The sequence below is a fragment of the Luminiphilus sp. nBUS_16 genome (genome assembly GCF_051201645.1).
In the GTDB taxonomy this organism is placed as follows: Bacteria; Pseudomonadota; Gammaproteobacteria; order Pseudomonadales; family Halieaceae; genus Luminiphilus.
Map to the genome: position 1 here is coordinate 2859249 of NZ_CP179205.1, position 24900 is coordinate 2884148.

The 24900-nt window shown below is 53.5% G+C and carries 23 protein-coding genes; 6 read left to right on the plus strand and 17 right to left on the minus strand.

Going from position 1 to position 24900, the window contains the following annotated elements; translation table 11 throughout:
• Position 1: 1 nt before the first annotated feature.
• Complete coding sequence (gene carA / locus ACMAY6_RS12710; RefSeq protein ID WP_435212366.1) at positions 2-1153, minus strand: glutamine-hydrolyzing carbamoyl-phosphate synthase small subunit; 1152 nt, start codon at positions 1151-1153, stop codon at positions 2-4.
• 246 nt (positions 1154-1399) lie between these two features.
• On the opposite strand from carA, the gene ACMAY6_RS12715 reads away from it, so the two are divergent.
• The gene (locus ACMAY6_RS12715) at positions 1400-2617 is read left to right on the plus strand and encodes an MFS transporter (protein ID WP_435212367.1); all 1218 of its coding nucleotides are present in this window, start codon (positions 1400-1402) and stop codon (positions 2615-2617) included.
• Positions 2618-2668: 51 nt separating this feature from the next.
• Here ACMAY6_RS12715 and ACMAY6_RS12720 read toward each other — a convergent pair whose 3' ends face one another.
• Genes ACMAY6_RS12720 through ACMAY6_RS12750 form a run of 7 tightly spaced genes read right to left on the minus strand, consistent with a single transcriptional unit; the run spans position 2669 to position 9159 of the window.
• Positions 2669-3100 carry an acyl-CoA thioesterase gene (locus ACMAY6_RS12720; protein ID WP_435212369.1) on the minus strand — a complete coding sequence of 144 codons (432 nt, stop codon included), beginning with the start codon at positions 3098-3100 and terminating at the stop codon, positions 2669-2671.
• 1 nt (position 3101) lies between these two features.
• The gene (locus ACMAY6_RS12725) at positions 3102-4247 is read right to left on the minus strand and encodes an iron-containing alcohol dehydrogenase (RefSeq protein WP_435216035.1); all 1146 of its coding nucleotides are present in this window, start codon (positions 4245-4247) and stop codon (positions 3102-3104) included.
• 2 nt (positions 4248-4249) lie between these two features.
• The gene (locus ACMAY6_RS12730; RefSeq protein ID WP_435212370.1) at positions 4250-5230 is read right to left on the minus strand and encodes an NADPH:quinone oxidoreductase family protein; all 981 of its coding nucleotides are present in this window, start codon (positions 5228-5230) and stop codon (positions 4250-4252) included.
• Position 5231: 1 nt separating this feature from the next.
• The gene (locus ACMAY6_RS12735) at positions 5232-6410 is read right to left on the minus strand and encodes an acetyl-CoA C-acyltransferase (protein ID WP_435212372.1); all 1179 of its coding nucleotides are present in this window, start codon (positions 6408-6410) and stop codon (positions 5232-5234) included.
• 11 nt (positions 6411-6421) lie between these two features.
• Positions 6422-7342, minus strand: a complete 921-nt coding sequence (locus ACMAY6_RS12740; RefSeq protein WP_435212374.1) for an SDR family NAD(P)-dependent oxidoreductase — start codon at positions 7340-7342, stop codon at positions 6422-6424.
• A 36-nt stretch (positions 7343-7378) separates the two neighbouring features.
• Positions 7379-7843 (minus strand): MaoC family dehydratase, encoded by a 465-nt coding sequence (locus ACMAY6_RS12745; protein ID WP_435212375.1) that lies wholly within the window; start codon positions 7841-7843, stop codon positions 7379-7381.
• Between the two features lie 59 nt (positions 7844-7902).
• On the minus strand, positions 7903-9159 hold the full coding sequence (locus ACMAY6_RS12750) for an acyl-CoA dehydrogenase family protein (RefSeq protein WP_435212376.1): 1257 nt from the start codon (positions 9157-9159) through the stop codon (positions 7903-7905).
• A gap of 64 nt (positions 9160-9223) precedes the next feature.
• Here ACMAY6_RS12750 and ACMAY6_RS12755 point away from each other — a divergent pair, with 64 nt between their 5' ends.
• Positions 9224-10030: an ATP-binding cassette domain-containing protein gene (locus ACMAY6_RS12755; RefSeq protein WP_435212378.1), complete on the plus strand. Its 807-nt coding sequence runs from the start codon at positions 9224-9226 to the stop codon at positions 10028-10030.
• Positions 10027-10836, plus strand: coding sequence for an ABC transporter permease (locus tag ACMAY6_RS12760; protein ID WP_435212380.1), 810 nt, complete (start codon positions 10027-10029; stop codon positions 10834-10836). Before ACMAY6_RS12755 ends, ACMAY6_RS12760 begins: the two co-directional genes overlap by 4 nt.
• 202 nt (positions 10837-11038) lie before the next feature.
• On the opposite strand, the gene pqqE is transcribed toward ACMAY6_RS12760, so the two are convergent.
• From pqqE to ACMAY6_RS12790, 6 genes are all read right to left on the minus strand, one after another.
• The gene (gene pqqE, locus ACMAY6_RS12765) at positions 11039-12166 is read right to left on the minus strand and encodes a pyrroloquinoline quinone biosynthesis protein PqqE (protein WP_435212381.1); all 1128 of its coding nucleotides are present in this window, start codon (positions 12164-12166) and stop codon (positions 11039-11041) included.
• Between the two features lie 9 nt (positions 12167-12175).
• On the minus strand, positions 12176-12448 hold the full coding sequence (pqqD, locus tag ACMAY6_RS12770; RefSeq protein ID WP_435212383.1) for a pyrroloquinoline quinone biosynthesis peptide chaperone PqqD: 273 nt from the start codon (positions 12446-12448) through the stop codon (positions 12176-12178).
• Positions 12449-12475: 27 nt separating this feature from the next.
• A complete protein-coding gene (gene pqqC, locus ACMAY6_RS12775) occupies positions 12476-13255 on the minus strand; it encodes a pyrroloquinoline-quinone synthase PqqC (RefSeq protein WP_435212385.1) in 780 nt (259 codons plus the stop codon).
• Complete coding sequence (gene pqqB / locus ACMAY6_RS12780) at positions 13242-14210, minus strand: pyrroloquinoline quinone biosynthesis protein PqqB (RefSeq protein WP_435212387.1); 969 nt, start codon at positions 14208-14210, stop codon at positions 13242-13244. Before pqqB ends, pqqC begins: the two co-directional genes overlap by 14 nt.
• Before the next feature lie 66 nt (positions 14211-14276).
• Positions 14277-14348: a pyrroloquinoline quinone precursor peptide PqqA gene (gene pqqA, locus ACMAY6_RS12785; RefSeq protein WP_435216037.1), complete on the minus strand. Its 72-nt coding sequence runs from the start codon at positions 14346-14348 to the stop codon at positions 14277-14279.
• 410 nt (positions 14349-14758) lie between these two features.
• Positions 14759-16636: an AMP-binding protein gene (locus ACMAY6_RS12790; protein WP_435212388.1), complete on the minus strand. Its 1878-nt coding sequence runs from the start codon at positions 16634-16636 to the stop codon at positions 14759-14761.
• Between the two features lie 223 nt (positions 16637-16859).
• Here ACMAY6_RS12790 and katG point away from each other — a divergent pair, with 223 nt between their 5' ends.
• Entirely contained in the window at positions 16860-19115 is a 2256-nt protein-coding gene (katG, locus tag ACMAY6_RS12795) for a catalase/peroxidase HPI (protein ID WP_435212390.1), read from the plus strand.
• A 148-nt stretch (positions 19116-19263) separates the two neighbouring features.
• Here the strand turns inward: katG and ACMAY6_RS12800 are convergent, their stop codons facing one another.
• The gene (locus ACMAY6_RS12800; RefSeq protein ID WP_435212392.1) at positions 19264-19650 is read right to left on the minus strand and encodes a hypothetical protein; all 387 of its coding nucleotides are present in this window, start codon (positions 19648-19650) and stop codon (positions 19264-19266) included.
• Between the two features lie 388 nt (positions 19651-20038).
• Between ACMAY6_RS12800 and ACMAY6_RS12805 the strand changes: the two genes are divergently transcribed.
• Entirely contained in the window at positions 20039-20779 is a 741-nt protein-coding gene (locus ACMAY6_RS12805) for a TorF family putative porin (protein ID WP_435212394.1), read from the plus strand.
• 273 nt (positions 20780-21052) lie between these two features.
• Positions 21053-22504, plus strand: a complete 1452-nt coding sequence (locus tag ACMAY6_RS12810) for an alanine/glycine:cation symporter family protein (RefSeq protein WP_435212395.1) — start codon at positions 21053-21055, stop codon at positions 22502-22504.
• Positions 22505-22508: 4 nt separating this feature from the next.
• Here ACMAY6_RS12810 and ACMAY6_RS12815 read toward each other — a convergent pair whose 3' ends face one another.
• Together ACMAY6_RS12815 and ACMAY6_RS12820 are read right to left on the minus strand one after the other, a co-directional pair.
• A complete protein-coding gene (locus ACMAY6_RS12815; protein ID WP_435212396.1) occupies positions 22509-23330 on the minus strand; it encodes a TauD/TfdA dioxygenase family protein in 822 nt (273 codons plus the stop codon).
• 230 nt (positions 23331-23560) lie between these two features.
• The gene (locus ACMAY6_RS12820) at positions 23561-24508 is read right to left on the minus strand and encodes a cyclase family protein (protein WP_435212398.1); all 948 of its coding nucleotides are present in this window, start codon (positions 24506-24508) and stop codon (positions 23561-23563) included.
• Positions 24509-24900: the final 392 nt, after the last annotated feature.

Sequence of the window (24900 nt, forward strand, 5' to 3'; positions counted from 1 at the left end):
ATCAACCGCCCTCCTGCTCGGCTCGCCGGTCTCTCATGGCGCGTATGAAAGGGGCGAACAGCTGTCCAGCGTCTCGAGGGCCAGGACTTGCCTCGGGATGACCCTGAAAGCTATAAGCAGGCACGTCGTTGCGGGCAATCCCCTGCAGAGAGCCATCAAATAAGGACCTGTGGGTGACACTCAATGTTTCTGGCAACCCCTGTTCAGAGACCGTAAAACCATGATTCTGGCTTGTCACCATGACTGCGCCATCGGCGAGCTTTTGCACCGGATGATTGGCACCATGATGACCAAATTTCATTTTTTCGGTACTAGCGCCGCTTGCTAACGCCATAATCTGGTGCCCCAAACAAATGCCAAAAAGTGGGATCCCACGAGCCATAGCGGCGCGAGCAAGCTCGATCGCGTAATCGCAAGGTTCGGGATCTCCGGGGCCATTAGAAAGAAAAATACCGTCAGGTTCGTAGGCACATACAGTTTCAATATCAGACTGAGCAGGGAGCACGGTCAACGAGCAGCCTCGATCGACTAACATTCGCAAGATGTTGCGCTTCACGCCAAAGTCTATGGCCACAACGGAAAAATTAGCGGAGGGTGCCGGGCGCTGGTCACTGCCCCATTGCCAACTGCCTTCCTCCCAACGGTAGGGTGTTGGCGTCGTAACTTCCTTCGCCAGATCCATACCTACCAGCCCGGAAAAATCACGGGCCTGAGCTAAGGCAGCTTCAACGTCTGGGTTTTCACCCGCCACAATACAGCCACTCAATGCGCCTTTGTCTCGCAGGATTCGCGTCAATTTTCGCGTGTCGATATCGGCAATCGCCACGACGCCCTCAGCAACGAGGTAACTCGACAGGCTCTGCTCACTGCGCCAACTGCTGGCAACAAGAGGCAGATCCCGAATCACAAGGCCCGCCGCATGAACACCCGTCGACTCGGCATCTTCAGAGGTGACGCCCGTATTGCCAATATGTGGGTAAGTCAGGGTAACAATCTGTCGCGCGTAGGAAGGATCAGTGAGAATTTCCTGATAACCCGTCATGGCAGTATTGAAAACCACCTCACCGGTCGTCTGGCCTTCTGCGCCCACAGAAGCACCGCGAAAAATCGTGCCATCTTCTAGTGCGAGGATAGCGGTGTTTGACACATTCATCTCCCAGTCAGCAAGGCCCGCACGGCTGTCATAATGAGTCACCCGAGTGCCGACGATGGGACTGGGTGTGACGCGTATTGGCAATGGCTTGAATAACGCTGGGTCAACATACTCGTGGAGAGCAAAGACCCCGCCGGCTGGGACGCTAGTCTATTTGAACACCCTTGCTCTGTCCATGAACAACCGGAAAACATTGTGTTCGGCGTCACTTCCTCTAGGATGCCCCATGCCAACTCAGAGACCCTCATGACCAGCGATAGCATTCCCACCAATGAAGACCAGCGTTTAAGCCCCTTACAACTAGGGCTGCTCACGATTGGACTGCTGACAACGGCTGTTGGCCAATCCTTTATTTTTGCGATCCTGCCCCCCTTGGGGCGTGAAGTGAACCTAACTGTCCTGCAAATAAACACCATTATTGCGTCATCGGCTTTAGTGTTTAGTGCCGCAGCGACAGTTTGGGGCCGAATGTGTGATCAAATCGGTCGCAAACCGGTCATTCTCATTGGCTTAACCGGCTACGCAGTAGGTAATTTTGTCTTCGCCATGATCTTCGACGCAGCCATGCGCGGTTGGCTCGCAGGACCTCTGCTGTTTGGACTGATTTTGTTGGGACGTTGCTCTCAAGCAGTGGTTATGTCGGGCACTAACCCCGGAGCTGCGGCTTATGCAGCAGACTTCAGCTCACGAGAACACCGGACCAAGGCTCTGGCACGCCTAGGCACTGCAAGCAGTCTAGGGATGATTATTGGTCCCATCGTAGCCGGGGCTCTTGCTGGCTTTGGGCTTCTTTTTCCGCTTTACACGGCAAGCGGCTTGGCCGCACTGGCCGCGATCGTCATTGCCCTTAAGTTACCCCCTGGGAAAATCAAAGAGGCCAAGTCCCGAACAACCCAAAGACTGCGTTTTATCGATCCGAGGCTGCGCCTTTATTTGCTGTGCTCCTTTGGCGGTTTCACCGGTTTCGCCGGGCTGCAGCAAACCCTGGGTTTCCGACTTCAAGACATGCTGTCCCTAAGCGGCACCGAGACCGCTCAGTACACTGGATTCGCGCTGATGGTCGCCGCACTATTTTCCTTTGCCATGCAGCTCTTTGTCGCTTCACGTTTCCAAGGCAGACCGATCACACTGATACGCGCAGGCGTAGGGCTGCTTCTCTTGGGGGCTTTAGTTATCGCGATCCCCGGTTCTTTCGTTCTGGTGTTAGTCGGCATGGCATCTTTGGGGGCAGGCCTGGGTCTTGCTGTTCCAGCGATTGCCGCTTCGGCGTCACTGGCCGTATCTCATGAGGAGCAGGGTGCGGCAGCGGGCCTAGTGACCGCCTGTCCCGCAGCAGGATTCGTCACAGGACCGTTAATCTGCGGCTTCTTGTACGAGATCGATCCCACATTTTCAGCTTTGGGGGCTGCCACAATTTTGATCATGGTGGTGATCACCGCATCACGCATGCACGGCAACAGATAAGCAATCGGTTGCACGCGTAGGGACAGGCTTAGTAACAGTCACTCCCCGGGGCTACAGCAACGCCTCAAGAGCTTTAAGAATAGTCGGAGGTATCGCGGCCGACTTTCCCGAAGCCTGATCGACAAAAGCATGGGTAAAACGCCCAACCGCTCGAGTCGTATCTTCTGTTGCTGAAAATACGCCCAGTTCCCAAGACACCGACTTAGTCCCTAAGCGTTCTATTCTCAGCCCCAACTCCAATACTTCGGGATAACTCACTGGCGCAAAATAATCACAAGCCGAAGCCACAACATAGCCCACCACAGGATCATGACCGGGGCGCATTCCCCCACGTTCTATTAAAAATTGGTTCACGACGGTATCGAACCAGGCGTAATAGACCACGTTGTTGGCATGACCATAAATATCGTTGTCAGCCCAACGGGTTGGCACGTCGTAAAACAGCGCGTAACGCGTTCTGTGAGCGGGTTCAGGATGGGCCATATCAACCTGACCAGGCTTTTTCGTACAGCTGCAGGGCGCAGGCCTCGGTAACCTCCACCGGATTGTTAACCAACAATCGCTGTTGCAACATGGCGTCGGCAGCGAGCATCGGCAAGTCATCTGCCGCAACTCCGGCTGCTTCTAGCGTTGCAGGCAGACCGGAAGTCGCAATCAGGTCGTCAAACCAAACCATCAAGCCAGCAGCACTGGTCGCCACACCACCGGGCAACTCCTCGGCTAGCTCGCCGTAGTCCTTTTGCACCATCGGCGCGTTGAAGGCCAACACAGCAGGCAGCATGAGGGAGTTACTCAAACCGTGGGGAATATGGTAGTGCCCACCCAGTGGGTAAGCGAGGGCATGCACAGCTGCAACGGGCGCGTTTGCAAAGGCCTGTCCCGCAAACATGGATCCCAGCAACATAGCCTCGCGAGCGGCAAGGTCTGTTGGCTGCGTCAGCACCGTATTAATATTGTGCGACAGCAAGCGCAGGGCTCTCAATGCAAGCATGTCCGATATGGGGTTCTTCTTAAGCTTTGACGTATAAGCCTCGATAGCATGCACCATTGCATCGATACCCGTCATTGCCGTTGCGCTTCGCGGTAACCCCAGAGTCAATTCAGCGTCTAAGATCGCAACGTCGGGTAGCAAGACCGACGAACTCACTCCCGCCTTAGTCGTTGCCCCCGTGGTAATCACCGCCACAGGGGTGACTTCAGAGCCAGTCCCCGCCGTTGTGGGAACCAGAAACAAGGGTAGACGCCCGGGGGGCAGCTGATCGACGCCGTACATCTCTGCCAGCGATTGATCACCAACCATCAGAACAGATACGACCTTGGCGACGTCCATAGAGCTGCCGCCGCCAACAGCGATCACGCCGTCGACATTGTTTTCCCTTGCGACAACACAAGCCGCCTCAACCACATCCTCGCTGGGGTCAGCAGCAACGCCGTCAAAAATCGTCAAGGCATCACACTGCGCTGATATCGCTTGAGCGATAGGTGCAATAAGCCCCAGGGTGACCAACCCATTGTCAGTCACTATCAAGGGTCGCCTCACGCTCAGCTTTGCGCACTCGTCCCCCAAAGTCCCTGCGAGGCCTGGGCCGACACGAACGTGGGGGACTGTGCTATAGCTGAAAGACGTCATGCTCAAAAAGTGAAGATCACTTTACCTTTGGCTCGGCGTTCCATCATGGCTGCATATCCCGCTTCGAACTCAGCAATAGGGAAAACGTCAGTAACCACTGGCTTGATTTTCTCAGCCTCAAACCACTCCCACAGAGTCTTCACGTTTGACAAATGCTCCTCGGGTTCTTCCGCCATAAATCGTCCCCAAAATACACCGACGATTTGACAGCCCTTCAGCAACGTTAGGTTTAGCGGCACCTTGGGAATCGGGCCGTTGGCAAAACCAATCACCAAGAATCGGCCTTGCCACGCCATGGAACGCAGTGCAATTTCACTGAAATCACCGCCCACAGGGTCATAAACTACGTCTACCCCACGACCCTCGGTCAACTCTTTAATACGACCTTTGAGATCCTCGGTGCTGTAGTTAATGACCTCATCGGCGCCTAGCTCCTTGCACAATTCGAGCTTTTCATCACTGCTCGCTGCGGCAATCACTTTGGCGCCCAAAGCTTTACCCAGCTCAACAGCGGTACTACCCACGCCACCCGCAGCGCCCAGCACCAAAAGGGTTTCTCCGGGTTGAATGTTAGCGCGTTGAACCAAAGCGTAGTACGAGGTGAAGTAGGTAATGCCAATACCAGCAGCCTCCGTCATCGTTAGCGCCTTGGGTTTAGGCAAAAGGCTGTTTTCGTTCACGACCAGAGTATCGGCAAAGCCTCCGGCCATGCCCATTTGCACAACCTCATCACCCACCTGCCAACGGCTTACGTCGCTGCCAATAGCCTCAACTACGCCCGCACATTCACCGCCAGGTACAAATGGCAGCTCTGGTTGAAACTGATACTTACCCTGAATAATCAGCACATCAGGAAAGTTTAGGCCCGCTGCCTTGACCCGCATAAGCACGTCGTTAGCGCCCAGTTCGGACACTGGCCAGTCATCACACAAGTCGAGCTTTTCAGGCAGTCCGTGCTCCCTGCATACCAACGCAATGGCCATATCAGTAAACCTCGAACAGGCCAGCGGCACCCATACCACCGCCGACACACATGGTGACAACGACGTATTTGACGCCGCGCCGCTTACCTTCCAGAAGGGCATGGCCAATCATGCGTGAGCCACTCATTCCGTAGGGGTGTCCTACGGCAATCGCCCCACCATCAACGTTGAGTTTATCGTTATCGATACCCAGCTGATCTCGGCAGTAGAGAACCTGAACTGCGAAGGCTTCGTTGAGTTCCCAAAGACCAATGTCATCAACGCTGAGACCATGCTGCTTCAATAATTTGGGCACAGCAAAGACCGGGCCGATGCCCATTTCATCGGGTTCGCAACCAGCAACCGCCATGCCACGATAGGCGCCCAAAGGTTGAAGACCGAGCTGCTCTGCCAGCTTAGCTTCCATCAGCACTTGTGCCGAGGCGCCATCTGAAAGCTGCGAGGCGTTGCCGGCCGTAATAGTGCCGCCCTCGATTACGGTGCGCAGACCCTTAACACCCTCTAGCGTTGAAGGTCGAACACCTTCATCGGCGGTAACGGTTACTTCCGCCTCAGACTGCTCGCCAGTTTCTTTGTTCCAAACAATTCGAGTCGCGGTGACTGGAACGATTTCATTGTCGTACTTGCCTGCTTCGTAGGCTGCTGCAACACGCAGCTGAGACTGCAAACCGTACTCATCCATCGCGTCCCGAGTAATGCCGTACCGATTGGCTACAACCTCAGCGGTCTGCAGCATTGGCATGTAAATATTCTTGTGCATGCCCATCAGTTCCTCATCTGCCAGGCGATGAGAATTCATGTGCTCATTTTGTACCAGCGAAATAGAGTCTTGACCGCCACCAATGGTGACATCCATGCCATCTACAATGATCTGCTTAGCCGCCATCGACACCGCCATGAGGCCAGAAGAACACTGACGGTCAATGGTTTGACCACTGACAGTAACCGGCAAACCACCTCGCAGGGCGGCCAGACGACCGATATTCATACCTTGAGTACCCTGCGTCAGCGCAGAGCCCATGGTGACATCATCAACGCGATCACCTTCAATGCCTGCGCGCGCAACTGCAGCACGAATAGCGTTACCACCCAAGCTTGGGCCTGCCAGATTGTTGAAGCTTCCGCGATAGGCTTTACCGATTGGGGTGCGAGCAGTTGAAACAATTACGGCTTCTCTCATGATCTAATTCCTCAGTTTTCCAGTTTAATTCCCAGACCTTCAGCGGCTTTGCCCACCATCTTGAAGGTTTGCTCAAAGCCTGCCTTGAGCTGTGTTTCAGGTCCTTGGGAGATTTGCTCCCAGTGCGCAGCCAAGCCCTCAGGCGTCTGCTGATCTTCTGGCAACCAAACGCTGTCGGTTTCGACAATTTTTGCCACCGCATAAGAGCCAGCACCCGCCGCTACGATTGTTTGGGTTGGCGCATCCTCACTCACCATAAACAACACCGCAGGAGTGACGGTTTCAGGTGTTAAAAGGTTGAAGGCTTGCTCACCCATCAAACCCTCAGTCATACGGGTGCCCGCTGTAGGTGCCAAGGCGTTGACACGAATATTGTATTTAGCGCCCTCCTGAGCCAGGGTATTCATTAACCCCACCACACCAAGCTTGGCTGCACCGTAGTTACTCTGACCAAAATTTCCGTAAAGCCCGCTGGAGGATGAAGTCACCACAATGCGGCCATACTCCTGCCCCTTCATAATGTCCCAAACGGCCTTGGTGCAGTTCACCGTACCCATCAAATGGACTTCGAGCACAGTCCGGAAATCTGCCAAGTCCATTTTAGTGAAGCTCTTATCTCGCAGGATCCCAGCGTTGTTGACGAGGATATCGATGCGACCCCACTGCGCCATGACCTTCTCGACCATATCAGCCACATCATCGGCATTGGCAACATTGGCGGGGTGCGCCATCGCCTCACCACCAAGGGCCTCGATCTCGGCTACGACCGCCATCGCGGCGTCGCTATTTTGGCCCTCGCCGTTTACTGATCCACCCAGGTCATTGACCACAACCCTAGCGCCACGCTTGGCCATTTCAATGGCATGGCTTCTTCCAAGACCGCCACCGGCCCCAGTGATAATGGCAACTTTACCGTCGTATCGAATCGTCATAATTTCTTCTCTTATCTAAAAGTGTGCAGCGTTGTTTTAAGCAACTATCGTCATACCCAACCACTCTGCGTAAAGCGCAGGAGTATCCTCACCCTCAATCTCCACCGTGATGTTTTGCTGAGTCAAAAATCGATTGTCATCCTTTTGCTCGATACTCGCGAGTTCTATGTGCGCACGAACGCGCTTACCCGCCCGGACTGGTGCTAGAAATCGCACTTTGTTCAATCCGTAATTAACACCCATGACCAGCCCTTCTGGGTGTACGGAAACACTCTCGCAAAGCTTAACCAGCATAGATAGCGTTAAGAACCCGTGGGCAATGGTGCCTCCGAAAGGTGTTTTTGCCGCGTTCTCTTCATCAATATGAATGAACTGATGATCTTCAGTGCAGTCGGCAAACTCGTTGATACGCTCCTGCCCAAGGGTTACCCAGTCACTGGTACCCAGCTTTTGGCCAGCCATACCTAGAAATTCATCGACGGACAATGTCTTAATGCTCATGGTCTTTTTCCTTAAGTGAGTCTGTTGCTGTGAGTTTACCGAGGGTTACAAAGTGCTAATCAACCGTCACGGAAAGTGGCTTTGAGCTCTGCAGAACTGTCTGAATATTTTTTAAGCTCGTGACGCCCCACCACCATGCGGTGCACTTCATCTGGACCGTCTGCAAGACGCAAAGTCCGCTGCCCAGCCCACATGGCTGCAAGGGGAAAGTCTTGAGAAACACCCAGCCCGCCGTGCATTTGAATGGCATCGTCAACAACTTTCAGCGTCATATTGGGAACCACTGTTTTGATCATAGAAATCCAAATGCGCGCTTCCTTAGCATCCACATTGTCCATCATCCAAGCGGTCTTGAGCGTAAGGAGGCGTGCCTGCTCGATGCCCATTCGCGCGTTGGCAATAACATCCACGTTGCCACCTAGCTTGGCCAGGGGTCGACCAAAGGCCTCGCGAGTTGTTGCTCGCTCACACAACATTTGCAACGCGCGCTCAGCCGCGCCTATCGAACGCATGCAGTGGTGGATACGCCCGGGGCCCAAACGCCCCTGAGAGATCTCGAAGCCCCGACCCTCCCCCAAAATAATATTGTCCTTGGGCACGCGAACGTTATTGAGTTTCACATGCATGTGCCCGTGAGGCGCGTCATCCATATTGAACACCGTTAAATGACGCAGTATTTCAACTCCAGGAGCATCCATAGGAATCAAAATCTGGCTTTGCTGCTTGTGCTTTACCGCGTCCGGGCTGGTTTTAACCATGCAGATCATCACCTTACAGCGCTCATCACCCGCACCTGACGTCCAGTGCTTCTCGCCATTGATCACCCACTCGTCGCCCTCCAAAACTGCCGAGGTACAAATATTCGTAGCATCAGATGAGGCGACGCCGGGCTCAGTCATACCAAAACATGAGCGAATTTCACCGCGCATCAGCGGCTCTAACCACTGCGCTTTTTGCGCTTCACTGCCGTATTTGTGAATCACTTCCATATTGCCGGTATCGGGAGCCGAACAATTGAATACCTCTGCACCCAAATGAGACTTGCCCATTTCTTCGGCCAAATACGCGTACTCCACGGTATTTAAACCCGATCCGTGGTCACCCTTACCGGTTAAAAAGAAATTCCACAAGCCACGCTCTCGGGCTCCAGCCTTCATTTGCTCTAAAATTTCATTCTGCCGCGGCGTGGCCTCCCAGGGACTCCCTTTACGTACTTCAGCAAAAAACTCAGGCTCTAAAGGCATAACGTGATCAGTCAAGTACTGGCTGACGGCCTCGAGGGTGGGAGCAATACGATCGGATATACCAAGATCCATGGTGATTTCCTTTTTGGATAGTCTTGACGACTTTAGAAGACTGGAAGACAACGCGAGCAGAAATTTGAACATAGCGTATGTTTTCTTTACGTTCAAGTATGTTAGCGTTATTCAGTCTCCTCAGCAGGGTGTTTTGGCTTTGCAATTCGCCGCTAACATTCAGGCTCTAAGCCACAATTTTGCGGGCCGTCAGGTATTAAAAGACGTCTCCTTCACGTTGGAGCAAGGCGCTTTTGTGGGCTTAATCGGCGCGAACGGTGCCGGAAAGACAACACTGTTCTCGGTGCTCACACGACTGATTAGGGCCACATCAGGCACGGTAATGCTATTTGGGCACGATCTGCAGCGGTCACCCGCAGCAGCACTCGCGACCCTTGGCATTGTATTTCAACAACCCACTCTGGACCTCGATCTCTCGGTTTTGCAAAATCTGCAGTACCACGGAGCAATTCAAGGAATGTCTCCAACCCACGTGCAAGGGAGAGCACAAGAGGAGTTAGAGCGCCTCCAGCTCTGGGACCGCAGGCACGAACGTATCCGTTGGTTGAACGGCGGTCATCGCCGTCGCGTGGAAATCGCCAGAGCGCTGCTGCACGAACCTCAACTCCTTTTACTGGATGAAGCCACCTCAAGCCTAGATCTGGAAAGTAGGATTCACCTTAAGCGCCATATCAGATCGTTAATCGATGCGAGAGGCTTGACGGTTCTGTGGACGACCCACCTGGCAGAAGAATTGGAGAGAAACGATCAGGTCATTTTGCTGAGCCGGGGTGAGGTTCACGCCCAGGGCCAACTTTCCAGTCTGCTAACAGCTGCTGGAGTCAGCGATGCCAACCAGCTCATGCTGAATCTGTCGACAGCTCGCACATGAAAAAATCGGCGTATCTGTTTTGTTTTTGGGGTGTCCTCAAACGCGAGTTTCAAAGGTCATTACAACAGCGCACCCGCTTCATTAGCGCGCTGGTTCGGCCGTTGCTCTGGCTGGCAGTTTTTGCCGCAGGATTTAGAGGGACATTGGAAGGAATGGTCATAGCGTTGTACGGGACCCCCGTGGATTATGAGGTCTACATCACCCCAGGCCTCATCGGCATGATTATTCTTTTCAACAGCATGCAAAGCTCGCTATCAATGGTCTATGACCGAGAAATGGGCAGCATGCGAGTTCTGCTAACCAGCCCGCTGCCACGTAGCTACCTACTTTTTTGCAAACTTTTCGCCATAGCTCTGACGTCCATGCTGCAGGTTTACGCCTTTTTGGCCGTGGCTTTTTTGTTTGACGTGGCGCCACCCGCTCTTGGCTATTTGACCGCACTACCCGCCATTTTAATGGGTGCGTTTATTCTGGGAGCCCTTGGCCTATTGCTGGCGTCGCTGATCGAACAATTAGAAAATTTTGCTGGGGTTATGAATTTTGTGGTTTTTCCTCTGTTCTTTCTTTCTCCAGCACTTTATCCCCTAACGTTTATGCAAGACGGCAACACATGGGTTTACTGGGCCTGCGTCATCAACCCCTTCACTTACGTGGTGGAGCTGATTCGACATGCGCTTTATCTGGACTTAAATACCCCTGCACTCTTGGTCAATCTAGTCGCATTTGCAGTACTCACAACGGCTGCTCTAATGGGCTTCGATCCCGCAAGGCGCATGCTTCACACCAAAGGCCCGAAAGGCCGCTAAGGTAATTAAAATTTGTTAACGAGGTCTAGGCGGCGCAGTGCGTGTACCGCAGTGTTGGCCACGCACATTTGCACAACCCCCGTTTTCAAGGTGGCTGACCTCATCCCACGCTTGCACCTCGACTCGAGCCACCTACGCGCCTTTGCGCACCTCTTAGCCAAAACCACCAGAATGCCGGCGCTGCATCAACCTCGATAGCAAGTTAGCGTGTGCTGGTAATGATGCTCTGAGACGCCGACCAAGTTCGGTATTGCAGCGCAGAGCTCGATGCGTTGTGGCAATTAGCCGCTGTTAAAGCGGCATCAATCTGACCGCGCTGATCAGACTTGGTACAGACCGGATCGGGTTGCGATGCGTCTCCGGTCAGGGCAAAAGCCTGGCACCGACAACCACCAAAATCCTGCTCTTTTTCCGGGCAACTGCGACAGGGCTCCTGCATCCAATCAAAACCGCGATAAGCATTAAAAGCCGACGATTCGTTCCAGATCGCCGCAACATCGTGATCGCGAACGTTGGGAAACTCCAGCGGCAAGCCTCTGGCACTGTGACAAGGCAGCGCCAACCCATCGGGTGCGACAGCCAAAAACATTTTGGCCCAGCCATTCATGCAGGGCTTGGGGCGCTCTTCGTAATAGTCAGGAACCACAAAAAAAAGTCGCATGCCATTAGGGTGCGCTTCCCGCCATGCGTTGGTGACCTCTTCAGCCCGAGCAAGCTGCTCGCGACTGGGCATGAGCTCATCACGATTGAGCAACGCCCAACCGTGATACTGCGCATTCGCCAGCTCAACGTAGTCAGCTCCCAGCTCATGGGACAGGTCGATGATCTGTTCGATCTGATCAATATTGTGTCGGTGTAAAACAAAATTGAGCACCATAGGATACCCCGCCGACTTTACCGCCTCGGCCATAGCCAGCTTGTGCGCGAAAGCCTTTCGACTCCCAGACAACAGCTCGCTGATATCACTATCTGTCGATTGGAAACTGATTTGTATATGGTCTAGCCCCGCCTCTCTTAACGACCCGACCCGGTCGCGAGTAAGACCCACCCCGGAAGTAATTAAGTTGCTGTAGAAACCCAAGCGGCGCGCCTCCGCCACCAGCAATTCAAGATCCTGCCGCACCAAGGGCTCACCACCAGAGAAGCCGAGTTGGGCCGCCCCCATTTTCCGGGATTGTTGCAGCACGCGAAACCAGTCTTCGGTGGTTAGCTCGGTTCCTGCGGAGGCTAACTCTACGGGGTTGGAGCAGTAGGGACATTGCAGGGGACAGCGGTAGGTTAGCTCAGCTAACAGCCACAAGGGAGGTGAGATCGCCGCAGTGGCCGACATTCCAAAAACTCAGGAAAACGCAACCCAGCGCTGGGCGCTGGCGGTGGTCATGAACTCCTCAATATCTGAGGCAATGCCCTCGACCTGAGGAAACCGCTCGGCAAGCTCGGCGATAATGGTCCCAACACTCTTACTGCCATCGACACAATTAAGAATCAATCCGGCACTTTCATTTAGCTTTACCATGCCCTCTGGATAGAGCAACACGTAACAATCCTGAGCCTCTTCCCACTGGAGACGAAAGTGTTTGTTAAGTTGAGGTATTGATGCAGGATCGATCATTGCTAGAGGGCGCCTCCGAATGTTGCGTTACTCAGGAATCAAATAAACACCGTTATCACAACTGTGATACGGAGGCGTATTGTGCACGTAGGCCATGGTCATTGCGTCCAGCATGGTCCACAGGATATCGAGTTTAAACTGGAGAATACCGAGCGCTTTTTCCTGCTGTTCGCGATACTTAAAGTAATCGAGGGTTACGTCAAGGCCATGCTCAACATCACGTCGAGCCTCTCCTAAGCGTTTTTGGAAGTACTTCAACCCACTTTGATCAATCCAGCTGTAGTGCTGCGGCCAGGTATTGAGGCGGGACCGATGAATTTCTGGCGCGAACATCTCCGTTAGCGATGAACACGCAGCCTCCTGCCAAGTGGCACTGCGGGCAAAACTGACGTAAGCATCGACTGCAAAGCGAACACCGGGCAGCACATAGCGCAGATCGGTGACCTCGTCGCGCTCGAGTCCCACCGCTTCAGCCAGTTCTAACCAAGCTTCGATACCACCCTCATCGCCATCAGCACCATCATGATCGAGAATGCGCTGTATCCACTTCACTCGCGTTTCTCGATCAGAGCAATTCGCCAAAATGGCCGCATCTTTTTGTGGGATCATAATTTGGTAGTAAAAACGATTCGCCACCCAGCCCCGAATTTGTTGGGGGGTTAACTCACCCGCGTACATCGCTTTATGAAAGGGGTGATGGATGTGATAGCGCGAACCCTTGGCGCGCAACCGCGCTTCAAAATCGGCCCGACTCAGTGGAGCCTGATCACAGCCGTCGTCTGCTACGGCGCTATCAGAGCGTGCCATCGCCGGAAACTCCCCCAATCGTTATATCGTCACGCATAGCCTGAACCTCAAATTCAAGCCCGTCCACCGCAACTTCCACACCCTGGGCTTCCACTTCGGCGCGCTCTGGGGAGTCCTCGATCAAAATGGGGTTGGTGTTATTAATGTGAATCAGCATCTTCCTAGGCCGCTCAACCGTTTGCAGCCAAGCCAGCATACCGTCCTCCCCGCTTTGAGGGAGGTGGCCCATTTGACTCGCGAGCTTGCTGCCCACCCCTGCCCGAGCCATTTCATCCTCGCACCAGAAAGTGCCATCGACCATAACAAGATCAGTCGTTTTCATGAGGGCCACGAGCTCAGGTGTCATCTGACCCAATCCCGGCGCATAAAGGAGTGAAGTTCCCGCCAAAGTGTCAGTGACCAAATAACCCACGTTGTCCCCGCGATGGGGGTCGTGCCGATGGGGTGAGTATGGCGGCGCTTTGCCATCCAGAACAATGGCAGTCAGCTGCAACCCCTCGATGCCGTCAACCGTAAAAGACGAACCATCAGTAGGAATCTCGTGGTGGACAACACCTCCATCCCAGCTCTCCAACATACGGAAAATTGGAAAGCCGGTAGACAGATCTTCAGCGACCATGTCGGTGCAGTAGATTTGTAGGGGGCAACCCTCTCTGAGCATCAAGATGCCAGTGGTGTGATCTATTTGACTGTCCGCCAACACAATCCCGCGAATACCGGTGTCTCTCATACCAGTGCGTGGTTGCAAAGGTGGGGCTGCTTCGAGCTGACTTCGCAAATCGGGCGACGCGTTAAACAAAATCCAGCCGACCCCATCCATCGAAATCGCGATAGAAGATTGAGTCCTAGGGGTAGCTAGTAGGCTGCCTGAGCGAACGCCAGAGCAGTTGTGGCAATTGCAATTCCACTGGGGAAATCCGCCCCCCGCGGCTGATCCCAGTATTCTAACTTTCAACGTGCACCACCTCGGAATACGGGTTCGAAAAAATGAGGCCGCTAGGTGTCAGCGGCCCAGCATGTATCAGCGAACGCTGAAATACATGGTTACTTCAAAGCCAACACGCAAATCGACAAATTCAGGCTTGCTCCACATGGTTCTACTCCCTAGATAACATAAGTTTTTTTTCTGCTGCCGCACTATAGCGCCGTTTTACCCTGGCTGCCAACTTCAGCCACCCGCTCGTCTTGGGCAGTAAGGGCCTGCCTTGTCCCTGACCGCACGCCGGCAAATCACGCCCTGAACGAATTAGAGTTGAAGCTCACCATCAAATCGTCGAACGGTTAATTATCATCCAATGCCGATTAGCGGCTCTCGCCACTGAAACCTGCTCGCTTGTGGCCAGGCAAGACCCCGGTCTCTTGATAAGGGTGAGTTGGCAGGGGTGAGATAATTGCACCCAAAGGCCTCCAATCTGCTGAAATCGGGCCAATTTACCGGCCTCGCCTGTTTCCCGGTGGTAAACACCAGCCCCAGCGGTTGAACACTAATTCGCCTCCCTAGAATTACGAGGGGGCCAACGCAAGCGCCATGTCCTTAAGTATTGCAGGGTCTTCTATCGTAGAGGGCGGGGTATAGGGTCTGCCGTCCGCAATGGCACGCAATGTACTGCGCAAAATTTTTCCTGAGCGCGTTTTTGGTAGCCGATTTACGATCAGGACACGCCGGAAGCTGGCCACTGGCCCAATGGTCTGACGTACTTGCTGAATCAACTCCTCCTCGATGGCAGGTGCTGCCACTTCAGCCCCATCTTTCAATACCACCAGGCCAAGAGGCACCTGACCTTTGAGGTCGTCGTGGACGCCGATAACAGCACATTCAGCCACCGCCGTGTGGGCAGCGACAACCTCTTCCATCTCACCGGTAGACAAACGATGACCCGCAACGTTAATGACATCGTCCATTCGTCCCATAACAAACAGATAACCATCGGCGTCGATGTATCCACCGTCCCCCGTCAGGTAATAACCGGGGAAGGTGTTGAAGTATGATTGCTCGAATCTTTCCTGATCTTGCCAAAGCGTCGGCAAACAAGCCGGGGGGAGCGGACGCTTTATAACGACAGCGCCTTGCTCACCCGCGGGCAGTGGCACGCCGTTAGGATTCAGTATCTCTAACTGATAACCCGGCAGCGGCTTGGTCGCTGAACCTGGCTTTGGTTCAAGTCGCTCAATGCCCAACGGATTGCCTGCAATGGCCCATCCTGTTTCTGTTTGCCACCAATGGTCAACCACCGGGCAATCGATCAACGATTCGAGCCAGTTAAGCGTGGGTGGATCCAGCCGTTCTCCCGCTAGGAACAAGGCCTTCAAACAATCAAGGTCGTAATCTGCCAACCCATTTCCTCTCGGATCTTCTTTGCGGATGGCCCGAAAAGCGGTCGGTGCCGCAAACAAAACTCGCACTCGATAGTCACTCACAACGCGCCAAAAAGCCGCGGCGTCTGGTGTGTTCACCGGCTTCCCTTCGTATAAAACAGTCGTGCAACCCATCAGTAAAGGGGCATAAACAATGTAGGAGTGTCCGACCACCCAGCCAATATCGCTGGCGGCCCAAAAGACATCGCCCGGTGCGACGTCATAAACGGCTGACATGGACCACGCCAGGGCAACAGCATGTCCGCCATTATCCCTTACGACGCCTTTGGGTTTTCCTGTTGTCCCGGAGGTATACAACACATAAAGGGGGTCTGTGGCCGCAACCGGCGTACAGCCAGCGGGCTCACCAACCTGCATAAAGCGTTCCCAGCTTAATTCACGCACTGATTGTTGAGCCAACGGTGACTCAGGACGCTCAAGAACAATGACTCGGTCAATGGTCGCTTGGGTTTGCTCCAGCGCTGCATTCACAATTGGCATGTAGTGGACCACCCGATCCACCTCGATGCCACAGGTTGCGGTGATCAATACCTTGGGAGTGGCATCGGTTAATCTTACCGCCAATTCCGGAGCGGCGAAGCCACCAAATACAACACTGTGAATGGCGCCAAGGCGCGCGCAGGCCAACATGGCAATAATCGCTTCGGGTACCATGGGCATGTAAATAACAACGCGATCACCCCGCCCTACCCCTAAGTGCTTCAGGCCACCCGCCGCCCTTTCGACCCGCCCAAGAAGATCACCGTAGGTAATACATTGCCTAGCCCCTGTAACCGGCGAATCGTAATAAATAGCCGCTTGCTGCCCGCGGCCGTCCCGCACATGCCGATCGAGGACATTGAAACAGGTGTTCATCACGCCATCGGAAAACCAGCGCTCGTTGCCCGCGTCATCTTGAGTGACAGCCAATGTAGGTTGGACGTCCCATTCGATCAGCTGCGCCTTGTTCAGCCAAAACCCTGCAGGATCCTCTTGCGCTGCCTGATAAGTCGCTAGATAACTCATGGTTCCTCCTAAAAAGCGGGACAATTCGCGCCCACAAAGGGCGGACCTAAACTTTCGTACCGCCTTCAGTGATCTATTTTTCCGATTGTAAGTTTTAAAACAATCTATTTGCCCATAATACGGCTAAAGCCTAGATTAAATGTCCGAGGCGCCGTCTGCCAGTTCAGACGCCAAGGGTTTGCGCCTTGAAATAATTTTGCAACCGAAAAATAGGAAAAGTCCGATGCTGAAAATTAAAACACTGGCGGCAGCCATAGCAGTATCTTTACCCCTAGTCGGCTCAGTCCAAGCCGAGAACACCTTTGCTAAACCGCCCACATTCTGGTGGCCCGATAGAATCGACCTAACGCCGTTACGACAGCACAACCCCGACTCAAACCCCTACGGTGCAGACTTTAATTATGCTGCAGAGTTTGCTGAGGTCGATATGGAAGCCTTAAAGGCGGATGTCAGAGCCACCTTGACGGACTCCCAGGACTGGTGGCCAGCCGATTACGGTCACTATGGCCCCTTTTTTATTCGCATGGCATGGCACAGCGCGGGGACCTATCGGGTTGCCGATGGCCGAGGGGGAGCCGGCGGAGGTCAGCAGCGCTTTGAGCCACTTAACAGCTGGCCCGACAACGGCAATTTGGACAAAGCCCGACGACTGATGTGGCCGGTGAAGCAAAAGTACGGGCGACAGGTTTCCTGGGCTGATTTAATGATCCTCGCGGGCACTGTAGCAATGGAAGATATGGGCTTTAAATCATTTGGCTTCGCAGGCGGACGTGCTGATGATTGGGAGCCGGATCTGGTTTATTGGGGTCCCGAGACGGTCATGCTGGCTGATGAACGTTATTCCGGAAAGCGCGACCTAAAAAACCCACTCGCAGCCGTGCAAATGGGCTTGATCTATGTCAACCCAGAGGGGCCCAACGGCAATCCCGACCCCGCACTGGCGGCTCATGATATTCGCGAGACCTTTGGCCGTATGGCGATGAATGATGCTGAAACCGTGGCATTAATCGCCGGAGGACACAGTTTTGGTAAGGCGCACGGCGCTCACAAGCCCGCTGGTTGCCTCAGTGTTGAGCCCGGCGGTGCCGGCGTTGAGGAGCAAAGCTTTGGCTGGAAAAACAGCTGTGGCAAGGGGCACTCAGAAGATACCATCACCTCGGGATTTGAGGGTGCTTGGACCGCAACTCCAACCCAGTGGAGCATGATGTATCTAGCCAATTTGTTCGCCTACGATTGGGAAGTGACCAAGAGTCCCGCTGGAGCGGTGCAGTGGATTCCAACTGATGGCAACGGCGCAGAAACCGTACCCGATGCTCACATTGCAGGCAAAAGCCATGCGCCTATTATGTTTACCACTGACTTGTCTCTCAAAGTAGATCCAGCCTACCGTGAAATTTCTCAGCGCTTTTTAGCTAACCCAGCGGAGTTTGAAGACGCCTTTGCCCGCGCCTGGTTCAAGCTAACCCATCGCGATATGGGTCCTAGGGCACGTTATGTCGGTGCCGATGTACCCAGTGAGGTTCTCCTTTGGCAAGATCCAATCCCTGAAATTAACCACCCACTGATTTCTACAGCGGATACAGCAGCGTTAAAAAGCGCCATTTTGGCCAGTGATCTATCGGTGCCGCAGTTAGTTAGAACGGCTTGGGCTTCAGCCGCCAGCTACAGAGATAGCGATATGCGCGGGGGCGCAAACGGTGCGCGTATTCGATTAGCGCCCATGAAAGACTGGCCCGTCAACAACCCCGAGGAACTGAGCATGGTTTTGGCTGAGCTCACAAAAGTCCAAGAGGCATTCAACAGCCGCCAAAGCGACGGAAAGCAGGTATCGATGGCGGACATGATTGTGCTTGGGGGATCTGCCGCCATCGAAAAAGCGGCGGCAGATGCAGGGTTCTCTGTCACCGTGCCCTTTAACCCGGGTCGAATGGATGCGAGCCAAGAATTCACCGATGTCGCCTCATTCTCGCACTTACAATCGACGGCAGACGGTTTCCGCAACTACTATGATCCAAGCTCTAATTATCTGTCACCCATCAACGCGATGATCGACAAGTCAAATCAACTCGACCTGACTCCCGCACAAATGACAGCGCTGGTAGGCGGTTTGCGTGTTCTTGGTGGCAGCAGTGAAAATGGCGACAGTGGCGTCCTTACCGAACGCAAAGGCGTGTTAACGACAGACTTTTTCGTCAATCTCCTCGACATGGGAACCGTCTGGCAGCCATCCGGTGACTTTGAGGGGCAGTACGTTGGTACAGATCGTCGTACCGGTGCGCGCAAGTGGACGGCGACACCGGTCGATCTAATGTTTGGTTCGAGTGCCGAGCTTCGAGCGATTTCTGAGGTCTATGCAGCAAATGACGGGAGCGAGAAGTTCATCAATGACTTCGTCGCTTCGTGGGTTGAAGTGATGAATAACGATCGCTTTGATCTCGAAGTCGTCAACGGTCCCGACGAATCTTTTGTAGCCCGATAAGCGCATCCTTCGCCTCAATAATACCCGGCAGCAGCGCTGCCGGTTTTTTATAGAACGCGCCACCACAAGAGACTGGGTTAACCCATGAGGTGCTTATCGCTGGCCTGGTTGGCGTAGTCTATCGGCATATTTTGTGCAGAACCTAACGCTAGTTTTCGACAGCTCTTGCCCGCTCGTAAGGCTTTTGAGTTGGCGAACCCGTCATTGGTTTGAACCGTATTCCACCCGTATCTTCGCCCTCTGAGTCGCTCTGGCTCTCTGCGGTTTTACCGTCAGTTGTCGCTGATCGGTGAGTGTCAGATGTGGCGCCAACAGATTCCACGATTAGGTCCTCGCTATACCGCCCCGACGCTGCTTTCAGGCACGCCGATCCCGCCGCAGACCTCGCTAAATCAGCATGCATAGCCGTCCACTCTGACGTGGCTCCCAGAGCCAGCTCATCAAGGGTTGCAGCCACAACGGCCTGACAATCTATCTCGGCGGTTACCGCACCGGCTGAACAGGTAAACATTAAACCCAAAATAACGCGTTTCACTTAACTTCTCCCCAATGAGATCTGTGTTCACTTTCGGCTGTTACGCACAGATTCGCAGTTCAGTCTTCTCGCCCGGTACTAGTGCCACCCGCTGATCACTCACGACAATCCGAGTTAGTAGCACACACCCCAAAACCGCAGGACCCGGGCCACCCCATTAAAGACGATGACGCTCAATTTTGGTGCAGCCTCGCCCTAAAAGGGCGCCAATGGCAGTAGGTTTACGCTGGGAATAATAGGCCGAAAAATTCTTTATTTTCATATTTTTCAGTCACTTAAAAAAGTTGGCAAGGTCTATGCTATCTCCAATGAGTGTACCCAAGGGGAGCATTTTAGGCTCCACCAAACACAGAGTTTCACCCTTTCATGATGTCAAAGAGGCCCCACTATGAAATTCCAGTTTTCCCCTAGCTCACCCCTTAAGACCCTGTCTGTGATTTCCGCACTGTCACTGACCGCGTTTGCACTGCCCACCCAAGCGGGTGAGTGGAGCGCCAATGCCGCGATGACCAATAACTACATTTGGCGCGGCCTGACTCAGACAGAAAACGAGGCGGCCATTCAAGGCGGCATCGACTATGCATCGGACAGCGGTTTTTACGCGGGCACTTGGGTCTCCAACGTCAACTATGCTCCGTCTGACGTGTACTCCTACGAACACGATTTATACGCAGGATTTGCTTTCGAAACAGGTGGCGTAAGTTGGGATGTGGGCTATCTGTACTACAACTATGACAAGGAGGCGGAGTTTGATTTCGGTGAGGTGTACGCCAAGGTTGGCTTTGGCGGCTTCAGCGGTGGGGTTTGGGTACTGACAAATACTGAGGCCGATGAGGGCCTCGGGCAAGATTTCGGTGCAGGCAGCACGTACTACATTTCAGCAGATTATGGCTTTGAGATCAGCAATGGTATCGGGGTAGGTCTGCACGTGGGATATCACGACGGCGACTTTGCCGAGGCTTTCAACGGTACCACCGGCGGCTATTATGACTACAACATCAGTGTAGCCAAGGATGGCTTCGCCTTCATGATGAGCTCAACCGATGTAGAGGGGCCAGCGGCAGATGGCGGTTACGACAACGACGAAATCAAGTTTGTCATTAGCTACGCTGTCGACATCTCAATGTGACAGCTACCAGTAAAACAGCCCGCTTTTTAGCGGGCTTTTTTTTGTTCTCAGATTGTTAATCCCATGTTTCACCGAATACTAAAAAATAGTTAGGCCCAAAAAGCTTGTGTTTTAGGGTTAATTTAATCTCCGTGTGTCAGGATCAACTCACGCCTATCCACTCATAATTACCAGACCCCATCGACCGCGCTTGAGCGCCACGACAGCGTCCTGCCCTTGCAAATTTAAACGGTACGGGTGACCCTCGACCATCGCTGACTGTGGAAGAGTTTGATGGCTGATTTAGGAATTGACGCAACAGTAGAGGCACTGCTTGCCCCTGTTGCTTCAGCGGTATCTGGTTTTGTTTTTTATGCCGTCCCCATTGGCGACAACGAACTGCCACTGATTGTTCTTTGGCTCGCTGCAGCCGCGGTTTACTTCACCGTATATTTGCGTTTCATCAACTTTCGAGCACTCTGGCTTGCACTGCGCCACGTCCGCGGTGACTTTAGTGACCCGGACGCGAAGGGAGAGATCAGCCACTTTAAGGCCGTAGCCACCGCCGTGTCTGGCACGGTGGGGGTTGGTAACATTGGCGGGGTGGCCGTTGCGATTAGTTTGGGTGGTCCGGGTGCAGCTTTTTGGCTTCTTGTCGCAGGCGTTTTATCGATGTCGACTAAACTGGTGGAATGCACGCTGGGTGTTAAATACCGACGTCACAACCCCGACGGCAGCGTCTCTGGCGGCCCTATGTACTACCTCGAATACTGGTTTCAGCACAGGCAGTGGCCCAGGTTAGGCCGGTTTATGGGCGGCTTTTATGCCCTAGCTTTGGTCATCGCGGGCTTCGGCATTGGCAATATGTTTCAAGCCAACCAAGCTTACACACAGTTCTTGGTCATTACCGGAGGAGACGCCAGTTGGCTCAGTGATCGGGGTTGGTTTTTTGGTCTGGCACTCGCCGTGGTTGTGGCGCTGGTTGTTATTGGCGGCATTCGATCCATCGCAAAAGTCACAGTAGTTCTCGTGCCCTTTATGGCGAGCCTTTACATTGTTAGTGCGTTAATAGTGATCGGGCTGAGCGCCGAACACATCCCCGCTGCTTTGCAGTCGGTAATGCAAGGTGCGTTCACCCGAGAGGGGGCAACCGGCGGCGCACTCGGCGCCATGGTGATCGGTTTTCAACGCGCCTTGTTTTCTAATGAGGCTGGTCTGGGATCGGCATCAATTGCCCACTCGGCTGTCCAGACCGATGAGCCGGCATCTGAGGGTATTACCGCGCTGCTGGAGCCCTTCATCGATACGGTCATCATTCTCAGCTTGAGCTCACTCGTTATTCTTACCAGCGCCATTCCCAACAATTTGATGGGCTCTGAAGTCGCCGGCATTGAGCTCACCTCAGCCGCTTTCGCGGTGCACTTCGATTTCGCTCCTTACGTCATTGCCGTTGCAGCCTTGCTCTTTGCATTCTCCAGCCTCTTGGCGTGGTCCTACTACGGGCTAAAGGGATGGACGTACCTCTTTGGTGAAAGTCGCGCCGGCCAGCTCTGCTTTCAACTTTTGTTCTGCGGCTTCATTGTCGTGGGCTGCATGCTGCAGCTTGCGGCGGTGCTCGACTTCTCGGACGCCATGATTTTTGTGATCGCCATACCGAATCTCATCGCTTTATACCTATTCGCGCCCGAGGTAAAAACCGACATCACGAAATATATCCAAAAATTGCGCGCAGACGGTCGTTACTAACGTTTCAGTAGGGCTGATCACCCTCACTGACGACACGATGTAAACACCGAGGTGCCGGCAAGAAATCATTTACCGGTTTGTGCTGCGTGCTTCGGTTATCCCACAGCACCACGCTGTCAGGGGTCCATTGAAAACGGCAGGTGTGTTCAGGAAGCGCTGCGTGCTGATAAAGGAAATTCAGCAAAGCGCTAGATTCCAGTGCCGGAATGCCCTCTATGTGAGTCGTGAATAAGGCATTAACGAAAAGCACCTTTTTACCAGTCTCTGGATGAGTTTGAATAACAGGGTGTCGCACCGGAGGATTATCTGCCAATGCACCGGCTAAGCGTTCGCGCCCACCGGGCTCAGCCAAACTCTCTCTGAACCCTTGGGCGAAGTCGTGAACGGCTGAAAGCCCCTCGAGATAACTTTTCATACCCTCAGACAGCGCATCGTAAGCGCTGGTCATACTCGCAAAAAGCGTGTCCCCACCAACATTGGGAATGACCATCCCTCGCAACACAGTGACTGAAGGGGGATGCTGACGAAAAGTCATATCGGAGTGCCAAACTTCAATCTTAGAGGGATTCTCTGCGGTGCTTTCGAGAATCATAACCTCGGGAATGCCCTCGACCGTTCCATACGCCGGGTGGGTTTGCAGAGGGCCAAAAATCGAGGCCAGATCACGCTGCTGAGCAGGTTCCATAGTCTGACCACGAAAGAAAAGCACTTCGTGTTCATTGAGCAGGTTACGAATGGACGTCGAAATTTCCGGTGTCAACAATTGCCCCAGATCAACACCTTGAATCTCAGCCCCCAAAGCACCAGCGATACGTCTCACTTGCATGGCCCCGCCCTCCTCGTCTCTTTTCAATATTCGGCAGTCATATGGCCCGGCTGCTAAAAATAGGTAGGTAAAAGCAAATTCAAGTGCCGCGCCCGAGGCGATGATATTAACACCGAAGGTTTTGACTCTGCGTACTCAAACGCGACTATGGAATTTCAGACAAAGCGCAGCTAGCAGCCCTTCAAAATGCGCTATCTGTGCCGCGCCACTAGGAGGTCCCCGGCCGGGAGCTACCACATCGCCACTGGATTAATAATCATTTGTACGGCCCCTTTTAGTCGAGCCTGCCCTAAAACAAACATGAATTCGCTGACAGACTCCCGGGCAAGGCGACCGGTGTCCATTGTTTCAAGGATATAAATGCCATTGTCTTTAAGCAGCACAACGTGATCATAAAAAACACGATCACCCTCCATGGGCGGTACAGCCCCCAAGCCCCAGGTGTCAGCACCCACAGCGACCGGCTCAAAAGCTGCCAAGAAAACCGCCGCCTCATTCGTTATGCCGGGAATAGTGCTACCCCAAACTTCTGGATTGGACTTTAACGTTGCATCGGTATAACCCGTATGGATCAAAATCACGTCGCCGCTGCCCACCGTAATATTTTGGTCTGCCATTGCAGCTTTTAACTGTTCACTGGTGATCGGTTGACCCGCGTCCAGCGAAGCGACTCCCAAGTGTTTCGCCATATTGATGAGCACACCCCGGGCAACAATCGGGGGGACTTGGCTGGTGTCGAGGCGCGTCAACCCGGTAATCTCCGCAAAATCTTCACCGCGATTGCAGTTATAAAACATGCCAGCCTCACCCATATGCCCTAGACCATCAAGCTGCGGCCCTGTGCCCAACCACATCTGCACAACATCATCATTGGCACTTGCATCCCATCCCACGGCCGGCGCCATGCTCTTGCCAAATTGTTGGTTCGGTTGGACCACCTGCAGTTGGGTGTATCGAGGAGGAAAAGCGGGCATGCCCGGCTCAATCACAATCCCCAGAGGGTGTGTTTCACCTTTTTTAATCAAATTTGCTGCCGCCAAAACATTTTCGGGCGACAAACGATTCGCCGCCCCAATTTGGTCATCAGCGCCCCAGGGCGATTCCTTGCACTCGTCGGCCCCCGCGGTCATCGCACCTAAAACAACAACTAAGACCATCAGATTTCTAGTAAGCATCATGTGACATCCCCGATATAGCGTTCACCCAATTCGCTAGTGAAGCACAGAGGGGCTTCGGTTGGGCAAAAAATTGGCGAGACTGAGATTTGGCTACGCGCCATAAGGTTAGAAATGCAACGGGTGAGCGCCCAGCACCAAGCGAGGCGACTGGTGCCTTACCGCTCCTCGCATTTGAGGACCCACCGTGTCAATTTATGGCTAGGCGCCAGAAATAAATGCCTCGCCACTCTTGGCTTCGATTTGGCCGCAATTGCTACGAATTTATGCAAACTCCCAAGAAAAAATCAGAGAAAGCCAACTATAAAGGGGCCATTTAGTGCGCACTTGCCCCCAATAAAGATCCTTTTGAACCCCAAAAATCCACTGGACTTTCAGAAACCTACTAAATTCCA

Bases quoted from the DNA above. Each gene is read 5' to 3' on its own strand.
- carA (WP_435212366.1), bottom strand. From the start codon at position 1,153: ATGAATGTGTCAAACACCGCTATCCTCGCACTAGAAGATGGCACGATT.
- ACMAY6_RS12715 (WP_435212367.1), top strand. From the start codon at position 1,400: ATGACCAGCGATAGCATTCCCACCAATGAAGACCAGCGTTTAAGCCCC.
- ACMAY6_RS12720 (WP_435212369.1), bottom strand. From the start codon at position 3,100: ATGGCCCATCCTGAACCCGCTCACAGAACGCGTTACGCGCTGTTTTAC.
- ACMAY6_RS12725 (WP_435216035.1), bottom strand. From the start codon at position 4,247: ATGACGTCTTTCAGCTATAGCACAGTCCCCCACGTTCGTGTCGGCCCA.
- ACMAY6_RS12730 (WP_435212370.1), bottom strand. From the start codon at position 5,230: ATGGCCATTGCGTTGGTATGCAGGGAGCACGGACTGCCTGAAAAGCTC.
- ACMAY6_RS12735 (WP_435212372.1), bottom strand. From the start codon at position 6,410: ATGAGAGAAGCCGTAATTGTTTCAACTGCTCGCACCCCAATCGGTAAA.
- ACMAY6_RS12740 (WP_435212374.1), bottom strand. From the start codon at position 7,342: ATGACGATTCGATACGACGGTAAAGTTGCCATTATCACTGGGGCCGGT.
- ACMAY6_RS12745 (WP_435212375.1), bottom strand. From the start codon at position 7,843: ATGAGCATTAAGACATTGTCCGTCGATGAATTTCTAGGTATGGCTGGC.
- ACMAY6_RS12750 (WP_435212376.1), bottom strand. From the start codon at position 9,159: ATGGATCTTGGTATATCCGATCGTATTGCTCCCACCCTCGAGGCCGTC.
- ACMAY6_RS12760 (WP_435212380.1), top strand. From the start codon at position 10,027: ATGAAAAAATCGGCGTATCTGTTTTGTTTTTGGGGTGTCCTCAAACGC.
- pqqE (WP_435212381.1), bottom strand. From the start codon at position 12,166: ATGTCGGCCACTGCGGCGATCTCACCTCCCTTGTGGCTGTTAGCTGAG.
- pqqD (WP_435212383.1), bottom strand. From the start codon at position 12,448: ATGATCGATCCTGCATCAATACCTCAACTTAACAAACACTTTCGTCTC.
- pqqC (WP_435212385.1), bottom strand. From the start codon at position 13,255: ATGGCACGCTCTGATAGCGCCGTAGCAGACGACGGCTGTGATCAGGCT.
- ACMAY6_RS12790 (WP_435212388.1), bottom strand. From the start codon at position 16,636: ATGAGTTATCTAGCGACTTATCAGGCAGCGCAAGAGGATCCTGCAGGG.
- katG (WP_435212390.1), top strand. From the start codon at position 16,860: ATGCTGAAAATTAAAACACTGGCGGCAGCCATAGCAGTATCTTTACCC.
- ACMAY6_RS12805 (WP_435212394.1), top strand. From the start codon at position 20,039: ATGAAATTCCAGTTTTCCCCTAGCTCACCCCTTAAGACCCTGTCTGTG.
- ACMAY6_RS12810 (WP_435212395.1), top strand. From the start codon at position 21,053: ATGGCTGATTTAGGAATTGACGCAACAGTAGAGGCACTGCTTGCCCCT.
- ACMAY6_RS12815 (WP_435212396.1), bottom strand. From the start codon at position 23,330: ATGCAAGTGAGACGTATCGCTGGTGCTTTGGGGGCTGAGATTCAAGGT.
- ACMAY6_RS12820 (WP_435212398.1), bottom strand. From the start codon at position 24,508: ATGATGCTTACTAGAAATCTGATGGTCTTAGTTGTTGTTTTAGGTGCG.